The sequence below is a fragment of the Microbacterium azadirachtae genome (assembly GCF_000956545.1).
GTDB lineage: Bacteria > Actinomycetota > Actinomycetes > Actinomycetales > Microbacteriaceae > Microbacterium > Microbacterium azadirachtae.
The window spans coordinates 1-16,466 of the sequence record NZ_JYIT01000073.1 but is presented as its reverse complement, the minus strand read 5'-3'; the positions used below and the strand labels follow the sequence as shown (position 1 = coordinate 16,466).

The 16,466-nt window shown below is 71.3% G+C and carries 19 protein-coding genes; 14 read left to right on the top strand and 5 right to left on the bottom strand.

The features are described 5' to 3' along the window. Positions 1–12: 12 nt before the first annotated feature. From RL72_RS08405 to RL72_RS08380, 6 genes are all read left to right on the top strand, one after another. The gene (locus RL72_RS08405; protein WP_045250384.1) at positions 13–798 is read left to right on the top strand and encodes a helix-turn-helix transcriptional regulator; all 786 of its coding nucleotides are present in this window, start codon (positions 13–15) and stop codon (positions 796–798) included. A gap of 48 nt (positions 799–846) precedes the next feature. After that, complete coding sequence (locus RL72_RS08400) at positions 847–1,794, top strand: proline dehydrogenase family protein (protein WP_045250383.1); 948 nt, start codon at positions 847–849, stop codon at positions 1,792–1,794. Positions 1,795–1,941: 147 nt separating this feature from the next. Next, on the top strand, positions 1,942–2,328 hold the full coding sequence (locus tag RL72_RS08395) for a YciI family protein (protein WP_045250382.1): 387 nt from the start codon (positions 1,942–1,944) through the stop codon (positions 2,326–2,328). Further along, positions 2,325–3,395, top strand: a complete 1,071-nt coding sequence (locus tag RL72_RS08390; protein WP_045250381.1) for an RNA polymerase sigma factor — start codon at positions 2,325–2,327, stop codon at positions 3,393–3,395. The genes RL72_RS08395 and RL72_RS08390 overlap by 4 nt, the downstream gene beginning before the upstream one ends. 142 nt (positions 3,396–3,537) lie before the next feature. Continuing rightward, on the top strand, positions 3,538–3,888 hold the full coding sequence (locus tag RL72_RS08385; protein ID WP_082072265.1) for a type II toxin-antitoxin system Phd/YefM family antitoxin: 351 nt from the start codon (positions 3,538–3,540) through the stop codon (positions 3,886–3,888). A 5-nt stretch (positions 3,889–3,893) separates the two neighbouring features. Further along, positions 3,894–4,289, top strand: a complete 396-nt coding sequence (locus tag RL72_RS08380; protein ID WP_045250379.1) for a type II toxin-antitoxin system VapC family toxin — start codon at positions 3,894–3,896, stop codon at positions 4,287–4,289. A gap of 24 nt (positions 4,290–4,313) precedes the next feature. On the opposite strand, the gene RL72_RS08375 is transcribed toward RL72_RS08380, so the two are convergent. From RL72_RS08375 to RL72_RS08360, 4 genes are all read right to left on the bottom strand, one after another. Beyond that, positions 4,314–5,057: a sulfite exporter TauE/SafE family protein gene (locus tag RL72_RS08375; protein WP_045250378.1), complete on the bottom strand. Its 744-nt coding sequence runs from the start codon at positions 5,055–5,057 to the stop codon at positions 4,314–4,316. 69 nt (positions 5,058–5,126) lie between these two features. After that, the gene (locus tag RL72_RS08370) at positions 5,127–5,762 is read right to left on the bottom strand and encodes a response regulator (protein WP_045250377.1); all 636 of its coding nucleotides are present in this window, start codon (positions 5,760–5,762) and stop codon (positions 5,127–5,129) included. Next, positions 5,759–6,871: a sensor histidine kinase gene (locus tag RL72_RS08365; RefSeq protein ID WP_045250376.1), complete on the bottom strand. Its 1,113-nt coding sequence runs from the start codon at positions 6,869–6,871 to the stop codon at positions 5,759–5,761. Before RL72_RS08365 ends, RL72_RS08370 begins: the two co-directional genes overlap by 4 nt. A 9-nt stretch (positions 6,872–6,880) precedes the next feature. Next, on the bottom strand, positions 6,881–7,312 hold the full coding sequence (locus RL72_RS08360; RefSeq protein ID WP_045250375.1) for a hypothetical protein: 432 nt from the start codon (positions 7,310–7,312) through the stop codon (positions 6,881–6,883). 237 nt (positions 7,313–7,549) lie between these two features. Here RL72_RS08360 and RL72_RS08355 point away from each other — a divergent pair, with 237 nt between their 5' ends. Further along, positions 7,550–8,848: a hypothetical protein gene (locus tag RL72_RS08355; RefSeq protein WP_052674271.1), complete on the top strand. Its 1,299-nt coding sequence runs from the start codon at positions 7,550–7,552 to the stop codon at positions 8,846–8,848. A 15-nt stretch (positions 8,849–8,863) separates the two neighbouring features. Here RL72_RS08355 and RL72_RS08350 read toward each other — a convergent pair whose 3' ends face one another. Beyond that, positions 8,864–9,076: an RNA-binding S4 domain-containing protein gene (locus tag RL72_RS08350; RefSeq protein ID WP_045250374.1), complete on the bottom strand. Its 213-nt coding sequence runs from the start codon at positions 9,074–9,076 to the stop codon at positions 8,864–8,866. Positions 9,077–9,484: 408 nt separating this feature from the next. Between RL72_RS08350 and RL72_RS08345 the strand changes: the two genes are divergently transcribed. Genes RL72_RS08345 through RL72_RS08315 form a run of 7 tightly spaced genes read left to right on the top strand, consistent with a single transcriptional unit; the run spans position 9,485 to position 16,363 of the window. Next, positions 9,485–10,654, top strand: coding sequence for an ABC transporter substrate-binding protein (locus RL72_RS08345; RefSeq protein ID WP_052674270.1), 1,170 nt, complete (start codon positions 9,485–9,487; stop codon positions 10,652–10,654). Between the two features lie 10 nt (positions 10,655–10,664). After that, complete coding sequence (locus RL72_RS08340) at positions 10,665–12,467, top strand: ABC transporter permease (protein ID WP_045250373.1); 1,803 nt, start codon at positions 10,665–10,667, stop codon at positions 12,465–12,467. Beyond that, positions 12,464–13,333 (top strand): ABC transporter ATP-binding protein, encoded by an 870-nt coding sequence (locus tag RL72_RS08335; RefSeq protein WP_045250372.1) that lies wholly within the window; start codon positions 12,464–12,466, stop codon positions 13,331–13,333. The genes RL72_RS08340 and RL72_RS08335 overlap by 4 nt, the downstream gene beginning before the upstream one ends. Continuing rightward, positions 13,330–14,055 carry an ABC transporter ATP-binding protein gene (locus RL72_RS08330; protein ID WP_045250371.1) on the top strand — a complete coding sequence of 242 codons (726 nt, stop codon included), beginning with the start codon at positions 13,330–13,332 and terminating at the stop codon, positions 14,053–14,055. Before RL72_RS08335 ends, RL72_RS08330 begins: the two co-directional genes overlap by 4 nt. Next, positions 14,052–15,167 (top strand): putative FMN-dependent luciferase-like monooxygenase, encoded by a 1,116-nt coding sequence (locus RL72_RS08325; protein WP_045250370.1) that lies wholly within the window; start codon positions 14,052–14,054, stop codon positions 15,165–15,167. The genes RL72_RS08330 and RL72_RS08325 overlap by 4 nt, the downstream gene beginning before the upstream one ends. Then, on the top strand, positions 15,160–15,747 hold the full coding sequence (locus RL72_RS08320) for a CMD domain protein (protein ID WP_045250369.1): 588 nt from the start codon (positions 15,160–15,162) through the stop codon (positions 15,745–15,747). Before RL72_RS08325 ends, RL72_RS08320 begins: the two co-directional genes overlap by 8 nt. 1 nt (position 15,748) lies before the next feature. Further along, positions 15,749–16,363 carry an alkylhydroperoxidase domain protein gene (locus RL72_RS08315; RefSeq protein ID WP_045250368.1) on the top strand — a complete coding sequence of 205 codons (615 nt, stop codon included), beginning with the start codon at positions 15,749–15,751 and terminating at the stop codon, positions 16,361–16,363. Positions 16,364–16,466 lie beyond the last annotated feature (103 nt).

Sequence of the window (16,466 nt, the reverse complement as noted above, 5' to 3'; positions counted from 1 at the left end):
AGAGGCGGGCTGATGGGTGAGTTCTGGCGCAGCGACCTGCTCCCTCACCTCGAGTCCCGGCGGTCGTGCCAGATGGCGACCTGTTACCGGCCCCACACGCATGACCGGTTCTCGGTCGGTTTGATCGACTCCGGCTCTGCGCGACTCACCGGGATACGCGACGAAGCGGTGACGCTCGAGGCGGGCAATGTCATCATCATCCCGGCCGGACACGTGCACGCGTGCAACCCGGATCAGGGACGATGGCAGTATCAGATGATCCATGCCGATGAGGGGTGGATCGAGTCGCTGGGCGGGAACGCGGCGACGCAGGTGATGCGCGGGATCAGCGTGTACCAGGACGCGGCGGTCTACGACCGGTTCGACGATCTGAACACTCGGCTCTTCGCGAACCGGGAGATCTCGCGTGTCGAGGCCGATCTCGCCGAGGGCCTGCGCGAATGTGCGCGACTCGCTCCGGTTCATCGCCTTGCACCCGTGAACGATCCGCTGCTGGCGGCGCGGCTGGCCCCCGTGCTCGAGCACCTCCAGGGGCAGGCGTCGGGAGGGGTTCTCGAGGAGCTCGCCGAGCTGGCGGGAATGAGCAGATACGAGCTCATCCGCGCCACCAGGCGGGCGACCGGCATGACGCCGATCGCCTGGCGGCAGGATCAGCGCATCGTCACCGCGCGGCAGATGCTGCGGGAGGGACGCTCCCTCGCCGACACGGCTGCGGTGCTCGGCTTCGCCGATCAGAGCCACTTCCATCGCGTCTTCCGCGCCCATGTCGCAGCCACTCCGGGGGCTTACCGCGGTTGAGCAACTTCGTACAAGACGAGTGCCTCCGCGGCATTTCAGGCTGGTGCGATGACCAATCCCTCGGAACTTCTGGCCGCAGCCGACACTCTGCGGGGCTGGGCCCTGGACGAACGCCTCAAGCAGACGGTGATGGCTCACCCGGTTCTCGCCGGGATCGCGGCCAAGATCGCTCGTCGCTACTCGGCCGGTGCGCGGGCCGACGATGCGCTGCGCCTTCTGGCGCTCAATGCGGCGCGCGGGCACCGCGGCAGCATCGAATGCGTCGGGGAGTCGGTGCGCGATGCGGATGTCGCGTCGGGGGAGACGGAAGAGATCATCGGCATGATTCGTCAGCTGGTCGCCGGCGGCGGCACGGCGACGATCTCCTTCGACCTGTCCCACGTCGGATCGGTCGTCTCGTCCGAGCTCGGGCTCGAGAACGGCCTGCGAATCGCACAGGCGGCACGCGATGCCGGCACCTCCGTGATGATCTCCGCGGAGGGGTCCGACCGTACCGACCTCGTGCTGGGGATCTGGGAGCAGATCTCCTACGACTTCCCCGAGACCGGCGTGACGCTTCAGGCACGGCTGCACCGGACAGGCACCGACCTCGAACGAGTGATGAGACGCTCCGGCCCGGTTCGCATCGTGAAGGGCGCGTTCCTGGAGACCGCGGCGGTCGCGCACGTGCGCAATTCGGCACCGATGTACGACGCCTATCGCACGATGGCGCGCCGTCTCGTCGGTGCGGGGCACCGCGTGAACATCGCGACGCACGACGAGGCGCTCATCGGCGACCTCCGCGCAGAACTCGGCGGTGACCTCCGCGCCGAGCACGTGGAGTTCGAGACGCTCCAAGGGCTCGGCGCCACCCTTCTGGACGCGCTTCGACAAGACGGGCTCATCACCCGGGAGTACATCGTGTACGGGCCCGAGTGGTGGCTCTACGTGCTCAACCGCATCGCAGAGCACCCGGAACGCGCGATCACCGCGCTGGCCGATCTCCGCCAGGCTTGATCTCTCGCGGGTCGATCGGTCTTCGCAACAGGCCTGGCAGGTGCGAATCCGGAGCCGCCGGAGGAGGATGTCGATCGGCGGATCCTTCGATCGTCATCAGGGTGTCGAAGCACAGCAGGTCTTCGGCGACACCGGAAAGGACCGATCATGCGTTACACGCTTCTGCTGCAGTATCCGGAGATGTCCGCGGAGGACCTCGGACCCGAAGCGCTCGCCGAGGGCATGCGCGCCTTCGACGTCTACGCGAAGGCGCTGGACGAGGCAGGCGTCCTGCGCAGCGCCGAGGTGCTGCATCCCTCCACCGCGACCACCACGGTGCGCGTGCGCGACGGGCAGCTCGTCGTCCAGGACGGCCCCTTCGCCGACACCAGGGAACAGGTCGGCGGCACCTTCGTGATCGAGGTCGACGACCTCGACGCCGCGATCGCCTGGGCGCAGCAGGCCCCGTCGGTCGCCTGGGGAGCCGTCGAGGTGCGACCGGTCGCGACGCGCTTCGCCGACGGCGCCTGGCAGGGCGCGTCGCCGGTGCGGTGAGCGCGGTCGAGCAGGCGCGCGCCGCCGCAGAACGGGCGGTGCGCGCCTCCTACGGCCGCCTCGTCGCGCTCCTCGCCGGCGGCACCGGCGACCTCGCGCTCGCCGAGGACTGCCTCGCGGACGCGCTCGAACGCGCCCTGCGCACCTGGCCCGAGGCCGGTGTGCCGGAGAACCCGGAAGGATGGCTGCTCACCGTGGCCCGCAACAGACTCCGTGACGTGTGGGGATCGGCGGCGCAGCGCACGCGCGCACCGCTCGACGACGACGTGCTCGACGTCGGCCCGGACTCCGGCATCGACGTGGCCGCGCTCGTGGAGCAGGGCGAGGCGATCCCGGATCGCCGCCTGGAGCTGCTGTTCGCCTGCGCGCACCCGGCGATCGACTCGGGGATCCGCACGCCGCTCATGCTGCAGACCGTGCTCGGCTTCGACGCGGCCCAGGTGGCCGGGGCGTTCGACATCGAGCCCGCCGCGATGGCCCAGCGCCTCGTGCGGGCCAAGCGCAAGATCCGCGACGCGGGGATCCCGTTCGCGCTGCCGACGCGCGCCGACATGCCCGTTCGCACGACCGCCGTGCTCGAGGCGATCTACGGCGCCTACGCCCTGGACTGGCTGGGCGACCACGACGACGTGCGCACGACGCTGGCCGACGAGGCCCGCTGGCTCGCCGTGCTCACCGCGACCCTGCTCGAGACGGATCCCGAGGCCTGGGGTCTCGCGGCGCTGCTCACCCTCGCCCAGTCGCGCGCGCCGGCGCGGGTGCCGTCGGCGCCGGGGGAGCGCTGGCCCGCGCTCGATGCGCAGGATCCGGCGCTCTGGGATCGTGCCCTCATCGCCGAGGGCGAGGCGCTGCTGCACCGGGCGGCGCGCCTGAGCGACGTCGCCGGAGGCGGGGAGCCGGGACGATTCCAGCTCGAGGCGGCGATCCAGTCGGTGCACTGCGACCGCGCGCGCACCGGCGTGCTCGACCGCGAGGCGCTGCTGCGGCTGTACCGCGGACTGGTGCGCATCGCGCCGACCCGGGGCGCGATCGAGGCGCTCGCCGCCGTCGAGGGCTCCGCGAGCTGAGCCGGGTGCCGGCTTCGGCCACCCGTGCCGGTCCCACGGGCCGGGTCTTCGCGCGCTCCGCACCACAGCGCGCGTCGCGCGGTTCTGCACGGGTCGCGGGGATCGGCGCACAGGACGCGCAGCCGGCGGTCAGGCTCGGCGCATGGCACTCGCGCAGATCTCGATCCCACAATCGTACAATTATGTACAAGAGAGTACGATTGCGGCCATGGACAGCGTCACGGCATCCGTCGCTCGGCAGACTCTTCCCGCACTCCTGGATCGCGTCGAAGCCGGTGAAGAGGTGAGGATCACCCGTCACGGTCGCGTCGTCGCGGTGATGATCGATCCGAAGAGACTCCGATCCCCTCGCGCCGCCGAGCTGTGGAAGGCCGCCGACGAGCTCGGAGCGCGTCTGGAGGCCGCCCGGTCGGAGCCTCTCGAGGGGTCGTTGAGCGCGGGGGACGCGGAGGAGCTCGTCGCCTGGATCCGAGAAGGGCGTGACTCGCGGTGAGCCGGGTGACCGCATTCGATGCCGACGTCCTCATCTACGCAGGCGCGCCCGGTCACCCGATGGGTGCGGGGATCGTGCGCGCGACGGAGCGGGATCGAGGAATCGGTTCGCAGCTTCTCCTGCCGGAAGTGCTCAGCAAGCCGACGAGGACGGAGCCCGGGTCTGCCGTCGTCGCGGAGCTCACACGGTTGCTCTCGCGCCTCGAGCTTCTTCCCGTCGACCGGGAGGTGGCGCAGCTCTCGGTGACGCTCGGGGCGAAGTACGGTCTCCGCGCGGCGGATGCCGTGCATCTCGCGACGGCGATCACCGCGGGCGCGGATCGCTTCCTGACCAACAATCGCAAGGACTTCGGTGACCGGATCAGCGAGATCGACGTGGTCCATCCGGACGAGCTCCGCTGACGGCGACGCCGCGCTCAGGGCGCCCTAGGGGATCAGCAGGTACAGCGCGCCGAGGACGGTCAGGATCAGCACGATCCGGTCGAACAGCGCCTGGTGGATCCGGGGGATGAGCCAGCGCCCGAACAGCGCCCCGATGACCACCATCGGCACGAGCACGGCGTCCATCAGCAGCACGGGCACCGTGATCAGGCCGAGGCCCGCGAGCACCGGCACCTTGACGATGTTCACGATGGCGAAGAACCACGCGGCCGTTCCCAGGAACACCTTGACCGGCGTGCGCATCGCGAGGAAGTACATCGACATGACCGGACCGCCCGCGTTGGCGACCATCGTGGTGAAGCCGCCCAGCGCGCCGTAGCCGAGCGTGGTGCCGAGGTGCGCCGCGCCCTCGGGAGCCGCAGTCGTCCGACGGCGCCGCCAGAGCGTGATCGCCACCATGGCCAGCAGGATCGCGCCGATCACGGGGCGCACCACGGCGTTGCCGGCGACCGCCAGGAACACGGCGCCGAGCACCAGCCCCGCGGCGACCGCGGGGGCGAGCCGGAGCAGCGTGGGCCAGTGCGCGTGCCGCCGCCAGGTGAGGAGGGCGAACAGGTCGCCGACGACGAGCAGGAGCAGCAGGGCGCCGGTCGAGGTGCGTGCCGGCAGCAGCGCGGCGAAGATCGCGACGGACACGGTGTTCGCGCCCGGCAGCGCGGTCTTCGACAGCCCGACCACGGTCCCCGCGATCGCCAGCAGGATCCATGCCCACGGCGCGAGATCGATCACGGCCGGGATCCGGTCTGCGCGGAGGGATCGATCGGGGGTCGGCGCATCATCGAAAACTAACAGGTGCGGTCAGCGGGTGGTGTCCAGCAGACCGCGCCGGAAGCCCTCCGCCACGGCCGCGGCGCGGTCGCCGACGCCGAGCTTCCCGTAGATGCTGAGCAGGTGCGTCTTCACGGTCGCCTCGCTCAGATGCAGGCGGTCGCCCGCCGCACGATTGGTGGCGCCGTCGGCGATGAGACCCAGGATCTCGAGCTCGCGCGGCGTCAGCAGAGCGGCTTCCGGCGTGCGCACCCGGTCGACGAGCCGGGACGCCACCTCCGGCGCCAGCACGGTCCGGCCGGCTGCGGCAGCGCGGATCGCGTGCAGCAGCTCGTCGCGGGAGGCGTCCTTGAGCAGGTAGCCGGTGGCGCCGGCGGCGATCGCCGGCAGCACATCGGCGTCCGCGTCGAAGGTGGTCAGCACCACCACGCGGCTCGCGATGCCGAGCCGCGAGAACTCGCGCAGCGCGGCGACGCCGTCCATCCGCGGCATGCGCAGATCCATCAGCACCACATCCGGAGCATGCACCTGGGCGAGCGCGACCGCCTCCGCCCCATCCGACGCCTCGCCGATCACGGTGATGTCGTCGGCGGATCCGACCATGCCGACGATGCCGTCGCGCACCACCGGGTGGTCGTCGACGACGAGCAGCGTGAGCGGCGTCATGCCCGCACCTCCGCACGCACCACGGTGCCACGGCCAGGACGGGAGTCGACCTCCAGCGAGCCCGCCGCGGACTCCAGGCGCTCCCGCATCGCGATGAGGCCGTATCCGCCCGCCTCCGCGGAGGCGCGCTGCACCCGGTCGACGGCATCGAACCCGCGGCCGTCGTCGCGCACCTCGAGGCGGACCCGGTCTCCGCCCAGGCGCAGCGCGACCGCGACCCGCCGCGCGGCCGCGTGACGCTCCACGTTGGCGAGGGCCTCCTGCGCCGTGCGCAGCAGCGCCACCTCGGTCTCGGTGGGCAGCGGCCGGGCCGTGCCGGACACCGTCACCGTCGACGCGATCCCGGTGCGCGAGGACCACGACCGCGCGACCCCGCCGAGCGCGTCGGCCAGCGAGGTCTGCTCCAGAACGGTGGGCCGCAGCGCCTGCACCGAGCGGCGGGCCTCGGCGAGCCCCTCGCGAGCGAGGGACAGTGCGGCGTCGGCATGGCGGCGCCGGGTCGGCTCGTCGGGCGCCTGCTCCGCCGCCTGCAGCTGGGTGATGATGCCGGTGAAACCCTGCGCGAGCGTGTCGTGGATCTCGCGGGCGAGCCGCGTGCGCTCGTCCTGTACGGCGGTGCGATGCAGGTTCTGCTCGGCGCGGTGCAGCCCGAACGACAGACCGCACATCACGACCGTGTTCAGCAGGATCACCGCGACCGTGCCGGCGGCGCCGGCAGGATCCGCGCCGAAACCGGAGCTCTGCGCGAGCCCCGCCACGACCGCCGTCCCCGCGACGGGCAGCAGCTCCCACGGCCACGAGGCCAGCGAGTACGCGAAGGAGAACGTGGCGATCGCGAGGAACCCGAACGTTCCCTCCCGCAGCACGAGCACCAGGTTCAGCACGATCGCGCCGGCGAGGAACACGGCGACTGCGGCGGGCCGGTCGCGCCACGGGAACGGCAGCGTGCGCATCGTCAGGACCCACAGCCCGTACGCCGCGCACAGGGCCAGCGTCGGCAGCAGTCTCTCCGGCCGTCCCCACTGGGTGAGGAGCTCGAACGCGACCAGAAGGCCCAGCACGAGGTACGGGGCGACCGCGAGCACGGTCCGCCAGCGGGTGTCCACCACGGGCCGACCTTACGCCTTCGGCGCGAAGAGCGCTCGCATGCGCGGCAGGTTCACCAGGATCGCCACGGGCAGCAGCAGGAGTCCGCACAGGGCCTGCTCGAGGCGCACCCAGTCGGGCAGGAAGCCGGGGATGGACACGATCACGACGACCGCGGCGACGATGATCGGGCTGATGATGCGCAGGCGCACCCAGGCGCCGCGCGAGCCGCGGGCGGCGGAGGCGGCGATCGCCAGCACCACGACGGCGCTCGCGAGCACGAGGGAGCAGCGGATCCAGATCGCCGTCTCGAAGCCGATCCCGGTCGCGCTCGCGACGCCGAGGAAGGCGATCATCGCGGCGCTGACGGCGACGAACGCCCAGGACAGCAGGAGCACGGGGCGGAACGCGGCGCGGCGGGACGAGGCGACGGTCTCGGGCGAGGGGGAGAGTGTGGTGTTCATGACTCCAGCGTCCTCAGCGGCGCGTGCCGCCGGATCCACCGATCGGTCACGGTCGGCCACCGATCGGTGGATCAGATCCGGCGAGCTTGTGGCGGCGATCGCGCGAGAGCGTGCACCCGCTGTTCGAGCACTACAGGGTCGCGAGCTGAGCGATTCCCCGAGCCGAGCGGGGCAATAGTCTGCTCTCAGCTCACCCGGCGCGCCCGCCCGATCGAGCAGCCACGGAAGGACGCGCCCATGACGAGCGAACAGGACCCGGCCGCCCGGATCGCGAGGCTCGAGGCCGAGAACGATGCGCTGCGGCGCGGCATCGCGCACGGTGCCGGGTCGCGATGGCGCAGCGCGGCCTCGGCCGTCCTGATCGTGATCGGCCTGCTGCTCGGATCCGTCAGCGCGGTCACGAGCTATGCCCGGGATCTGCTCACCGACACCGATCAGTTCGTCGCGACGTTCGCCCCGCTCGCCGCGGATCCGGCCGTGCAGTCCGTGCTCGTGCGCGCGACGAACGACGTCATCGACCAGCAGGTCGACATCCCGGGCCTCACCGCCGACGTGTTCTTCGGCCTGCGCTCGCTGGATCTGCCCCCGCGGGCGTCGACCGCGCTGGGACTGCTCGAGGCCCCGGTCGCACAGGGCGCTCGGAACCTCGTGCGCGGCATGGTGGAGAACGTGATCACGTCGCCGGCCTTCTCCGACATCTGGAATCAGGCGCTGCGGGTCTCGCACGCGCAGGCCGTGGCGGCCCTGCAGGGCGACCCCGGATCCGCCGTCGTCGCGGGGACCGACGGAGCGCTGACCCTGCAGCTCGGCCCGATCCTCGAAGGGGTGCGCACGCGCCTGCTCGCCGAGGGGGTGACCTTCGCACAGGCCATCCCCACGACCGACCGCTCGATCGTCCTCGTGCACGATGCGTCGCTCGGCACGGCCGTCGCCGCCTACGGCATCGTCGTCACGGTCTCGGCATGGCTGCCGTGGGTCGCGCTGGCGCTGCTCGTCGCCGGCGTGGTGGTCGCGAGGCGACGCCGGCGGGCGGTGCTCGCCGCGGGCGTCGCGGCGGTCGTGATCATGGTGGCGCTGCTCGCGGCGGTGGCCGTCGGACGCGCGGTGGGGATCGGGGCGCTGGCGTCGAACGGATCCGTGATCACGCCGGCCGCGGCGGGCGGCGTGTTCGACCAGATCACGCAGCCGCTCACGCAGCGCGTGCTCGCGCTCGGCCTGCTCGCCCTCGTGATCGCGCTCGTCGCGTGGGTCGTCGGCGCGTCCCGTCCGGCCATCGCCCTGCGCGCCGCCGGCGGCCGGCTCGCCTCAGCGGCGCGTCCGGGCGGCGGAGGCTCGGATGCCACAGCGCCGGGGGCTCGTCTGGGCGTCTGGATCGATCGTTCGCACCGGGGGATCCTGATCGTCGTCGCGCTCGTCGCCGCGGCGGTCGTGCTTCTCGTGCACCCGCTCACGGCCTGGCTCGTGCTGTGGGTGCTGCTGGGCGCCGTGCTCGTGCTGATCGCGGTCGAGCTCCTGCGCCGCCCCGCATCGCAGTGATCGGGTCGGCGGCGGTCAGGGCCGCACGCGCACCGTGCGCTCCTCGTAGGTGACGAGATCGCCGTCGACGAGCTGGCGCCCGCGACGGCGCTCCACCTCGCCGTTCACGCGCACGTACCCGTCGATGATCGCCTCCTTGGCGTCGCCGCCGGAGTCGAGGAGGCCCGCGTACTTCAGGAACTGCCCGAGCCGGATGCTCTCGCCGCCGATCGAGATGTCGTCGCTCATGCGGTCCACGGTATCGAAGGTTCGCGCTCAGGATCCTGCCCGGCACTGCATCCCCCTTTCCCTCCTCGCACCGTCTTTCCCTCCTCCCATCGACGCTTGCCAGGGGAGGGAAACGCGACCAGGGGAGGGAAACGTGGATCGGGGGCGCGGGCGACGGCGGAGCCTACCGCGCCGCTCGGGCGAGCGGATCCGCTCGCCCGGAATCCGCGACGCGCGGCGTCACAGAAGCCGCCTCGGGCGTCACACGATGTCGAAAACCGACACACAACGACGGCCGATCCCGCGGGCGTGTGAATGTGGGCACACGCCCGCGGCCCCCCGTTCCGCCGGCGCGTTCCCGGGCGCCGTACACAGCGCGGCGTCCGGACGGCACCGACCCGCGGTGCGAAGACCCGAAGGAGGCCCCCCATGGCAAGGAACACTCGACGCATCGCCTTCGCCGGGCTCATGGCGACCACCGCGGCCCTCGCGCTCGCGGGATGCAGCCTCTCCGCCTCGGCGAACGGCCCGTCGGCCGGCGCCTCCGCGGGCAGCACCGTGTACTTCGGCGTCTCCTCCGCGACCACCGGCCAGTATGCGCAGTACGGCGAGCAGTTCAAGAAGGCGTTCGACCTCGCGGTCGAGGAGGTCAACAAGGACGGCGGCATCGACGGCCACCCGGTCGCCCTCAAGTACGAGGACTCGCAGTCCGACCCCAAGCAGTCGGTCACCGTCGCGCAGAAGTTCGTGAACGACCCGCAGATCTCCCTCGTGTTCGGCGACTACTCGTCGGCGGCGTCGATCCCGGCCTCGCCCATCTACACCGCGGGCAAGCTGCTGCAGTACGGCTTCAACAACTCGAACCCCGACTTCACCGCCAAGGGCACCCAGTACCAGTGGTCGAGCGCCATCACCACGAGCGCCAGCTACACCTGGACGGCCGACTACATCAAGAAGCAGGGCGTCGACTCGATCGGCGTGACCTACCTGAACACCGCGGACTGGGGCATCCCCGCCTTCCAGGCGTTCAAGGCCGAGGCCGACAAGATCGGGCTCAAGATCACCGACGCGGAGGCGATCGACCCCACCTCGGACGACTACCGGCCCTCGCTGACCAAGGCCGTCGCCGGCAACCCGAAGGCGTTCGCGCACGTCGGATACGGACCGGATGCCGCGAAGCTCGTGACACAGCTGCGTGCGATCGGCTTCACGGGCACGTTCTACGGCGGGCAGGACGAGCAGTCCTTCGATGCCACGCCCGATGCCGCAGGATCGGTCATCGGCACCGAGTTCGTCTCGACCAGCACCGCGCCCGAGGTGCAGGCGTTCGTCACCGCGTTCAAGAAGAAGTACCCGGAGGAGAAGGAGGTCACCCTCTTCGAGGCCGGCGCCTACGACGCGCTGCACGTCGCCGTCGCCGCGGCGAAGAAGGGCGGGACCGACCGCGCCGGGATCCTCAAGGGCTTCCAGGAGATCAAGGACGTCCCGAGCGTCGTCTACGGCAAGCTCTCCTTCGACCAGGACACCCGTCGGCCGGCCTCGCCGCAGCTCACGCCCACCGTGCTGAAGGACGGCGCCTGGGTCGCCATCGAAGGCTGATCCCGCCTCCATGCTCGACACTCTGATCGCCGGCCTGCTCCGGGGGAACGTCTACGCCCTCGGAGCGGTCGGCATCTCGCTCGTCTTCGGCGTCATGAACGTCGTCAACTTCGCGCAGTTCTCGTTCTTCGGGCTCGGCGCGATGCTGGCCTGGTTCTTCGTGGCGCAGCTGCACCAGCCGTTCTGGATCGCGCTGCCGCTCGTGCTCGCGATCTGCGCCGTGCTGGGCCTCGTGATCAACATCGCCGTCGTGCGCCCGCTCGCGAAGTACCTGCCGCTCGCCGCGATGCTGTCCACCTACGCCGTCGCGCAGATCCTCGACAACGGGTCCCAGCTCGCCTTCTCCGCCCAGTTCCGGTCTTTCCCGCAGGTGCTGCCCACGTCGAACCTGCACATCGGCAACATGCGCTTCGGCACCTCGGATCTGGTGATGCTGGGCGTCACGGCGGCCGTCATGGTCGCGATGTCCCTGTTCCTGAAGTACGGCCGCACCGGTCGCGCCATCCGGGCCACGGCGCAGGATCAGGAGGCGGCCCTGCAGATGGGCATCCCGGTCGGGTCGGTGCAGAACCGCTCGTTCGTCATCGCCTCGGCGCTCGGCGGTCTCGCCGGCATCTTCTTCTCGCTCTACATCGGCGTCGTGAACCCGGTCTCCGGGCTCAACATCGGCATGACGGCCTTCGTCGCCGCGGCCCTGGGCGGACTCGGATCCCTCGTCGGCGCCGTCGTCGGCGGCTTCGTGCTGGGGATCCTGGAGGCCTTCGGGATCTACTGGCTGGGCGACGCGGCGCGCCAGATCATCGTCTTCGTCGTGCTGCTGGTCGTGCTGATCGTGCGCCCCGGCGGCCTGCTCGGCAAGGTGCCGCTCATCTCGACCGAGCCGCTCACCGGCACCTTCCTCGGGAAGGGGCGTCCGCTGCGCATCCCGCGCTGGGCGTGGATCGCCGCGTTCGTGGTGCTGGGCGTGCTCGTCCCCGTCCTCGCCGACACCTATGTGCTCACGACCGGCACCCAGGTGCTCATCTACGCGATCATCGCCGCCGGGTTCACCGTCACCGCCGGGCAGGCCGGCGTGCTCGCGCTCGGACAGGCAGGTCCCATCGCGATCGGCGCCTACCTCTCGGCCCTGCTGAGCGTGCACCTGCACCTCTCGTTCTGGATCGCGCTGCCGATCGCCGGCCTCGGCGCGGCCGTGATCGCCTCGGCGCTGGCCTCGCCGATCTGGGGGGTGAAGGGCCACTACATCTCGATCGCCACGCTCGGACTGGGCATCGCGATCGTCGCCGTGATCCAGCTGCTCGTCCCGCAGGGCGTGTACGGGATCCCGGTTCCGCAGATCGCCGGCGTCGACCTGAACACCCCGCTCGCCTACTACCTCATCGACTTCGTCGTGCTGGTGCTCACCCTGCTGGTGATGTGGCGGATCCGGCGCTCGCACCTCGGCAAGGTGATCTCCTCGGTCGGATCCGACGAGGTCGCCGCCCTCGCCTCGGGCGTGCGGGTGCGCGACTACAAGGCGCTCGCGTTCGCGATCTCGGCGTTCTTCGCCGGCATCGGCGGATCCCTCCTGGCGCATCAGTACACCTACATCGACACCACGATGTTCACGATGCTGATGTCGCTCCTCGTGGTCACGATCGTGATCCTCGGCGGTGTGGGGCTGCCCTACGGCGCGGTCGTCGGATCGATCGTGCTCATCGGGGCGATGGAGCTGCTGCGCTTCACGCCGGAATGGCGGATCATCGTCTACGGCCTCGTGCTCATCCTCGTCGTGCGCTTCCGGCCCGGCGGCGTCCTGGTGAGGAACTCATGACCGCCCTGCTCGACGTGAAGGATCTGCAGCGTCACTTCGACGGCGTGCGCGCCGTCGACGGCGTGTCCTTCGAGGTGCAGCCGCACGAGGTCGTCTCGATCATCGGACCCAACGGATCCGGCAAGACCACCACGCTCAACCTCGTGACCGGCACGATCCCCGCGCACGGCGGCACGATCGCCCTGGACGGCGCCCGCATCGATCACGCGAAGACGGTGGACATCGCCGAGCACGGCATCGCGCGCACCTTCCAGAACGGCCGGGTGTTCGCGACGCTCTCGGTCGCCGACAACATCGAGGTGGGGATCCACTCGCAGCTGCACGCGCACCGGCCGTTCCGCCGGCTCTCGCACGTCTTCCTGCTGCGCTGGATCCCGCTCCTCGCCGAGCTGTTCGTCGCGGTGTTCGGCACCCCGGCGGCACGGCGGGAGCGCGCGGAGATCGACCGGGTCATCGACCGGGAGGTCGACCGGTTCGAGTCGCGGCTCGGCCCGCGACGCGACGACCCGGCGTACACGCTGAGCTACGCCAACCGCCGGCGCACCGAGATCGCCCGCGCGCTGGCGCTGCAGCCGAAGCTGCTCGTGCTCGACGAGCCGACGGCCGGCATGAACCAGTCCGAGACCGCCGAGGTGCTCGCGCAGCTGCTCGAGCTCAAGGCCGCGGGGCAGGCGATCCTCCTCGTCGAGCACAAGCTCGATCTGGTGATGACGGTCTCCGACCGGGTGATCGTGATGGACGGCGGCCGGATCATCGCCGAGGGCGACCCGCAGAGCGTGCGCACCGACCCCGCCGTGATCGAGGCCTACCTCGGCCGGCGGCGGGAGACCCCGGGCTCGGACTCGGGAGAGGAGGGACCCGCATGACGGCCCTGTTGAGCCTGGACGCGCTGAACGTCTACTACGGCCCCTTCCACGCGCTGCGCGGGGTGTCGATCGAGGTCGGCGAGGGCGAGATCGTGTCGCTGCTCGGCGGCAACGCGTCGGGCAAGTCCACGACCATGAAGTCGATCCTCGGGCTGAACAGGGTCAAGGACGGGCGGATCGCGTTCGCGGGCGCCGACATCACGCATCGCTCCACCGCGAAGCGCGTGCGCGCGGGGATCGCGAGCGTGCCCGAGGCGCGGCGGGTGTTCCCGCAGATGACCGTGGACGAGAACCTCTACGCCGGGGCGTACACCCGTCGCGACCGTGCCGGGATCGCGGAGGACGTCGAGCGGATGCGCGAGCACTTCCCGCGGCTCGCCGAACGCCGCCGCCAGGAGGCGGGCACGCTCTCCGGGGGCGAGCAGCAGATGCTGGCGTTCGCCCGGGCGCTGATGAGCCGGCCGCGCCTGATCTGCATGGACGAGCCGACGATGGGTCTCTCGCCCAAGCTCGTGGACCAGGTGCTCGACGAGATCGCGCGGCTCAACCGCGAGCTCGGCGTCGCGGTGCTCCTCGTGGAGCAGCAGGCGGAGCTCGCCCTGTCGATCGCGTCCCGCGGCTATGTGCTGGCGACGGGGGAGATCGTGGCCGAGGGCTCGGCGCAGGAGCTGCTGCACGACCCCCGTATTCAAGAGGCCTACCTCGGAAGGAGCGGCTCATGACCGCAGACGCCCGCCCGCATCCTGTGCCTCCGGCCGGACCCCGACTCGGGTTCTTCACCCGGGTGCTCGACGCCGCGCCGCCCGCAGAACGCTACCGGCTGGCGCTCGAGCAGATCCGCACGGCGGAGCGGCTCGGCTTCGACTCCGCATGGGTGGCGCAGCACCACTTCCACGAGGACGAGGGCGGGCTGCCTTCGCCGCTGGTGTTCCTCGCCCACGCCGCCGCGCAGACGAGGAGCATCGTCCTGGGCACGAGCATCGTGACGCTGCCGCTCGAGGAGCCGCTGCGCGTGGCCGAGGACGCGGCCGTGCTCTCGCTGCTCAGCGGCGGACGCTTCGAGCTCGGCGTCGGCAGCGGCGGAACCCCCAGCTCCTTCCCGCCGTTCGGGCACGACCCGAAGGAGCGCGGCGCGATCTACGGGCGCCACCTCGCGCGTCTGCAGGAGGCGCTCCGCGGCGACGCGCTGACCGCCGACGGCGGCCGGCTGTACCCGGCGGCGCCGCAGCTGCTCGACACGCTCTGGCAGGCCACGTTCTCGCCCGAGGGGGCGGCGCGGATCGGAGCCTCGGGATCCGGGCTCATGCTCTCCAAGTCCCAGCCGCACACCGCCGGATCCGGCGCCACCGCGCTCGCCGACACGCAGCGGCTCGTCATCGACGCCTACGAGGCGGCGCTCCCCGAGGGCGTGGCCGCACGGACGTTCGCGTCCCGCGGCCTCGTCGTGGTGGATGACGAGGCGGATGTCCCGGCGCTGCTGGCGCGCGGCATCGAGCGCTCGCTGCCCGCGGCCCGGCCCATGGGCATCGTGATCCCGGACGGGGCGAGCGACGAGCAGCTGCGGATCCTGTTCGACCTGCACATCGGCACGCCCGAGCAGATCGTCGAGGAGCTCGCGCAGGACCACGTGCTCACCTCGGCCACCGACATCGTGTTCCAGTCGCACCCGGTCGATCCACCGCACGAGGTGCTGCTGCGCTCGCTCGAGCTCATCGCCACGCGGGTCGCCCCCGCGCTGGGCTGGAGCCGGGCGGATCCTGAGTCCGTCGAAGGCCACGAGTCGCTCGACGCGGACGACGCCCCCCTGACCCTCGCGGAGGAGACCCATGTCTGATCTGATCGACGACCTCGTCGGCATCGTCCCGGGCAGCACGCTCGACGCGCTGCGCGCCAAGCGCCCCGTGGCGCGCAGCGACGCCCAGGCCACGTACGACGGGCTCATCACGACGCCCGCCGATCTCGCCCGGGCGACCGCGGCGGAGCGTGCGGCCCTGGGCTACTGGGTCGCCGCGCTCAGCCGCGCCGGCGGCCTGGCGGAGCACTACCGGGCGCTGCTCGACGACGCCGATCCCGAGGCGCGCGCCGCGATCGATGCGGCGCTGCCCGGCGCGCTCACCACCGGTCCGTACGGGGCGTATCCAGAGGGTCCGCTCAGCGTCGAGGACGAGGAGGGCCTGCACTGGATCGCGCCCACCGCGCTCCGAGATGCGATCGGATCCCGTCTGAGCGCGGCCCTCGAGCACGCGCACCTGCTCACCTACCGACCTCGCGACGCGAGTCCCGACGCGCTGCAGACGCTGCTGGATGCAGGCTGGAGCACCGACGGCGTCGTCACGGTCTCGCAGCTCGTCGCGTTCACCCACTTCCAGCTCCGCGTGATCGCGGGGCTCAGCGTGCTCAAGGAGGCGATCTGACATGGCAGAGCAGGTTCTGCGTCACCCCGAGGTGACCCCGCCCCACGTGTTCACGCAGGAGGAGCTCGGCTGGGTGCCCTGGCTCGAGCCGAAGCCCGAGGGGGAGCTGACCGACGACGACTACACCGCCCTCGTCGAGCGCTCCCGCGCCGCGAGCCCGTACTTCCGTCTGCTCGTGCGCGATCCCGTCGTGCTCGGTGCGCGCACCCGCGCCGACAACGACATCTTCTACAACACCGACGCGGGGCTGGGCCGGGCCGAGCGCGAGATCTCGGCCGCTGCGGCCTCGCGGGTCAACGGCTGCCTGTTCTGCGCCTCCGTGCACTCCCGCTTCGCGACGATCCAGGCGCCCTCGCGCCGCGACGACGTGCAGCGGCTGCTGGACGAGGGCATCGACGGCGAGCAGGACGAGCGCTGGACCGCGATCATCGAAGCGGCGGCCGCGCTGACGGCCACCCCGTCGCGGTTCGGCGAGGCGCACGTGCAGGCGCTGCGCGCGGCGGGGCTGGACGACCAGGCGATCGTCGACGTGGTGCAGAGCGCCGCGTTCTTCAACTGGGCGAACCGGCTCATGCTGTCGCTCGGCGAGCCGACGCCTCCGACGCCGAAGGCCTGACCGGATCGGCGTGTCGGATCCGTCTTTCCCTCCCCGCATCGTCTTTCCCTCCCCCTAGAGGCGCCTCCAGGGGGAGGGAAAGACGATGCGGGGAGGGAAAGAC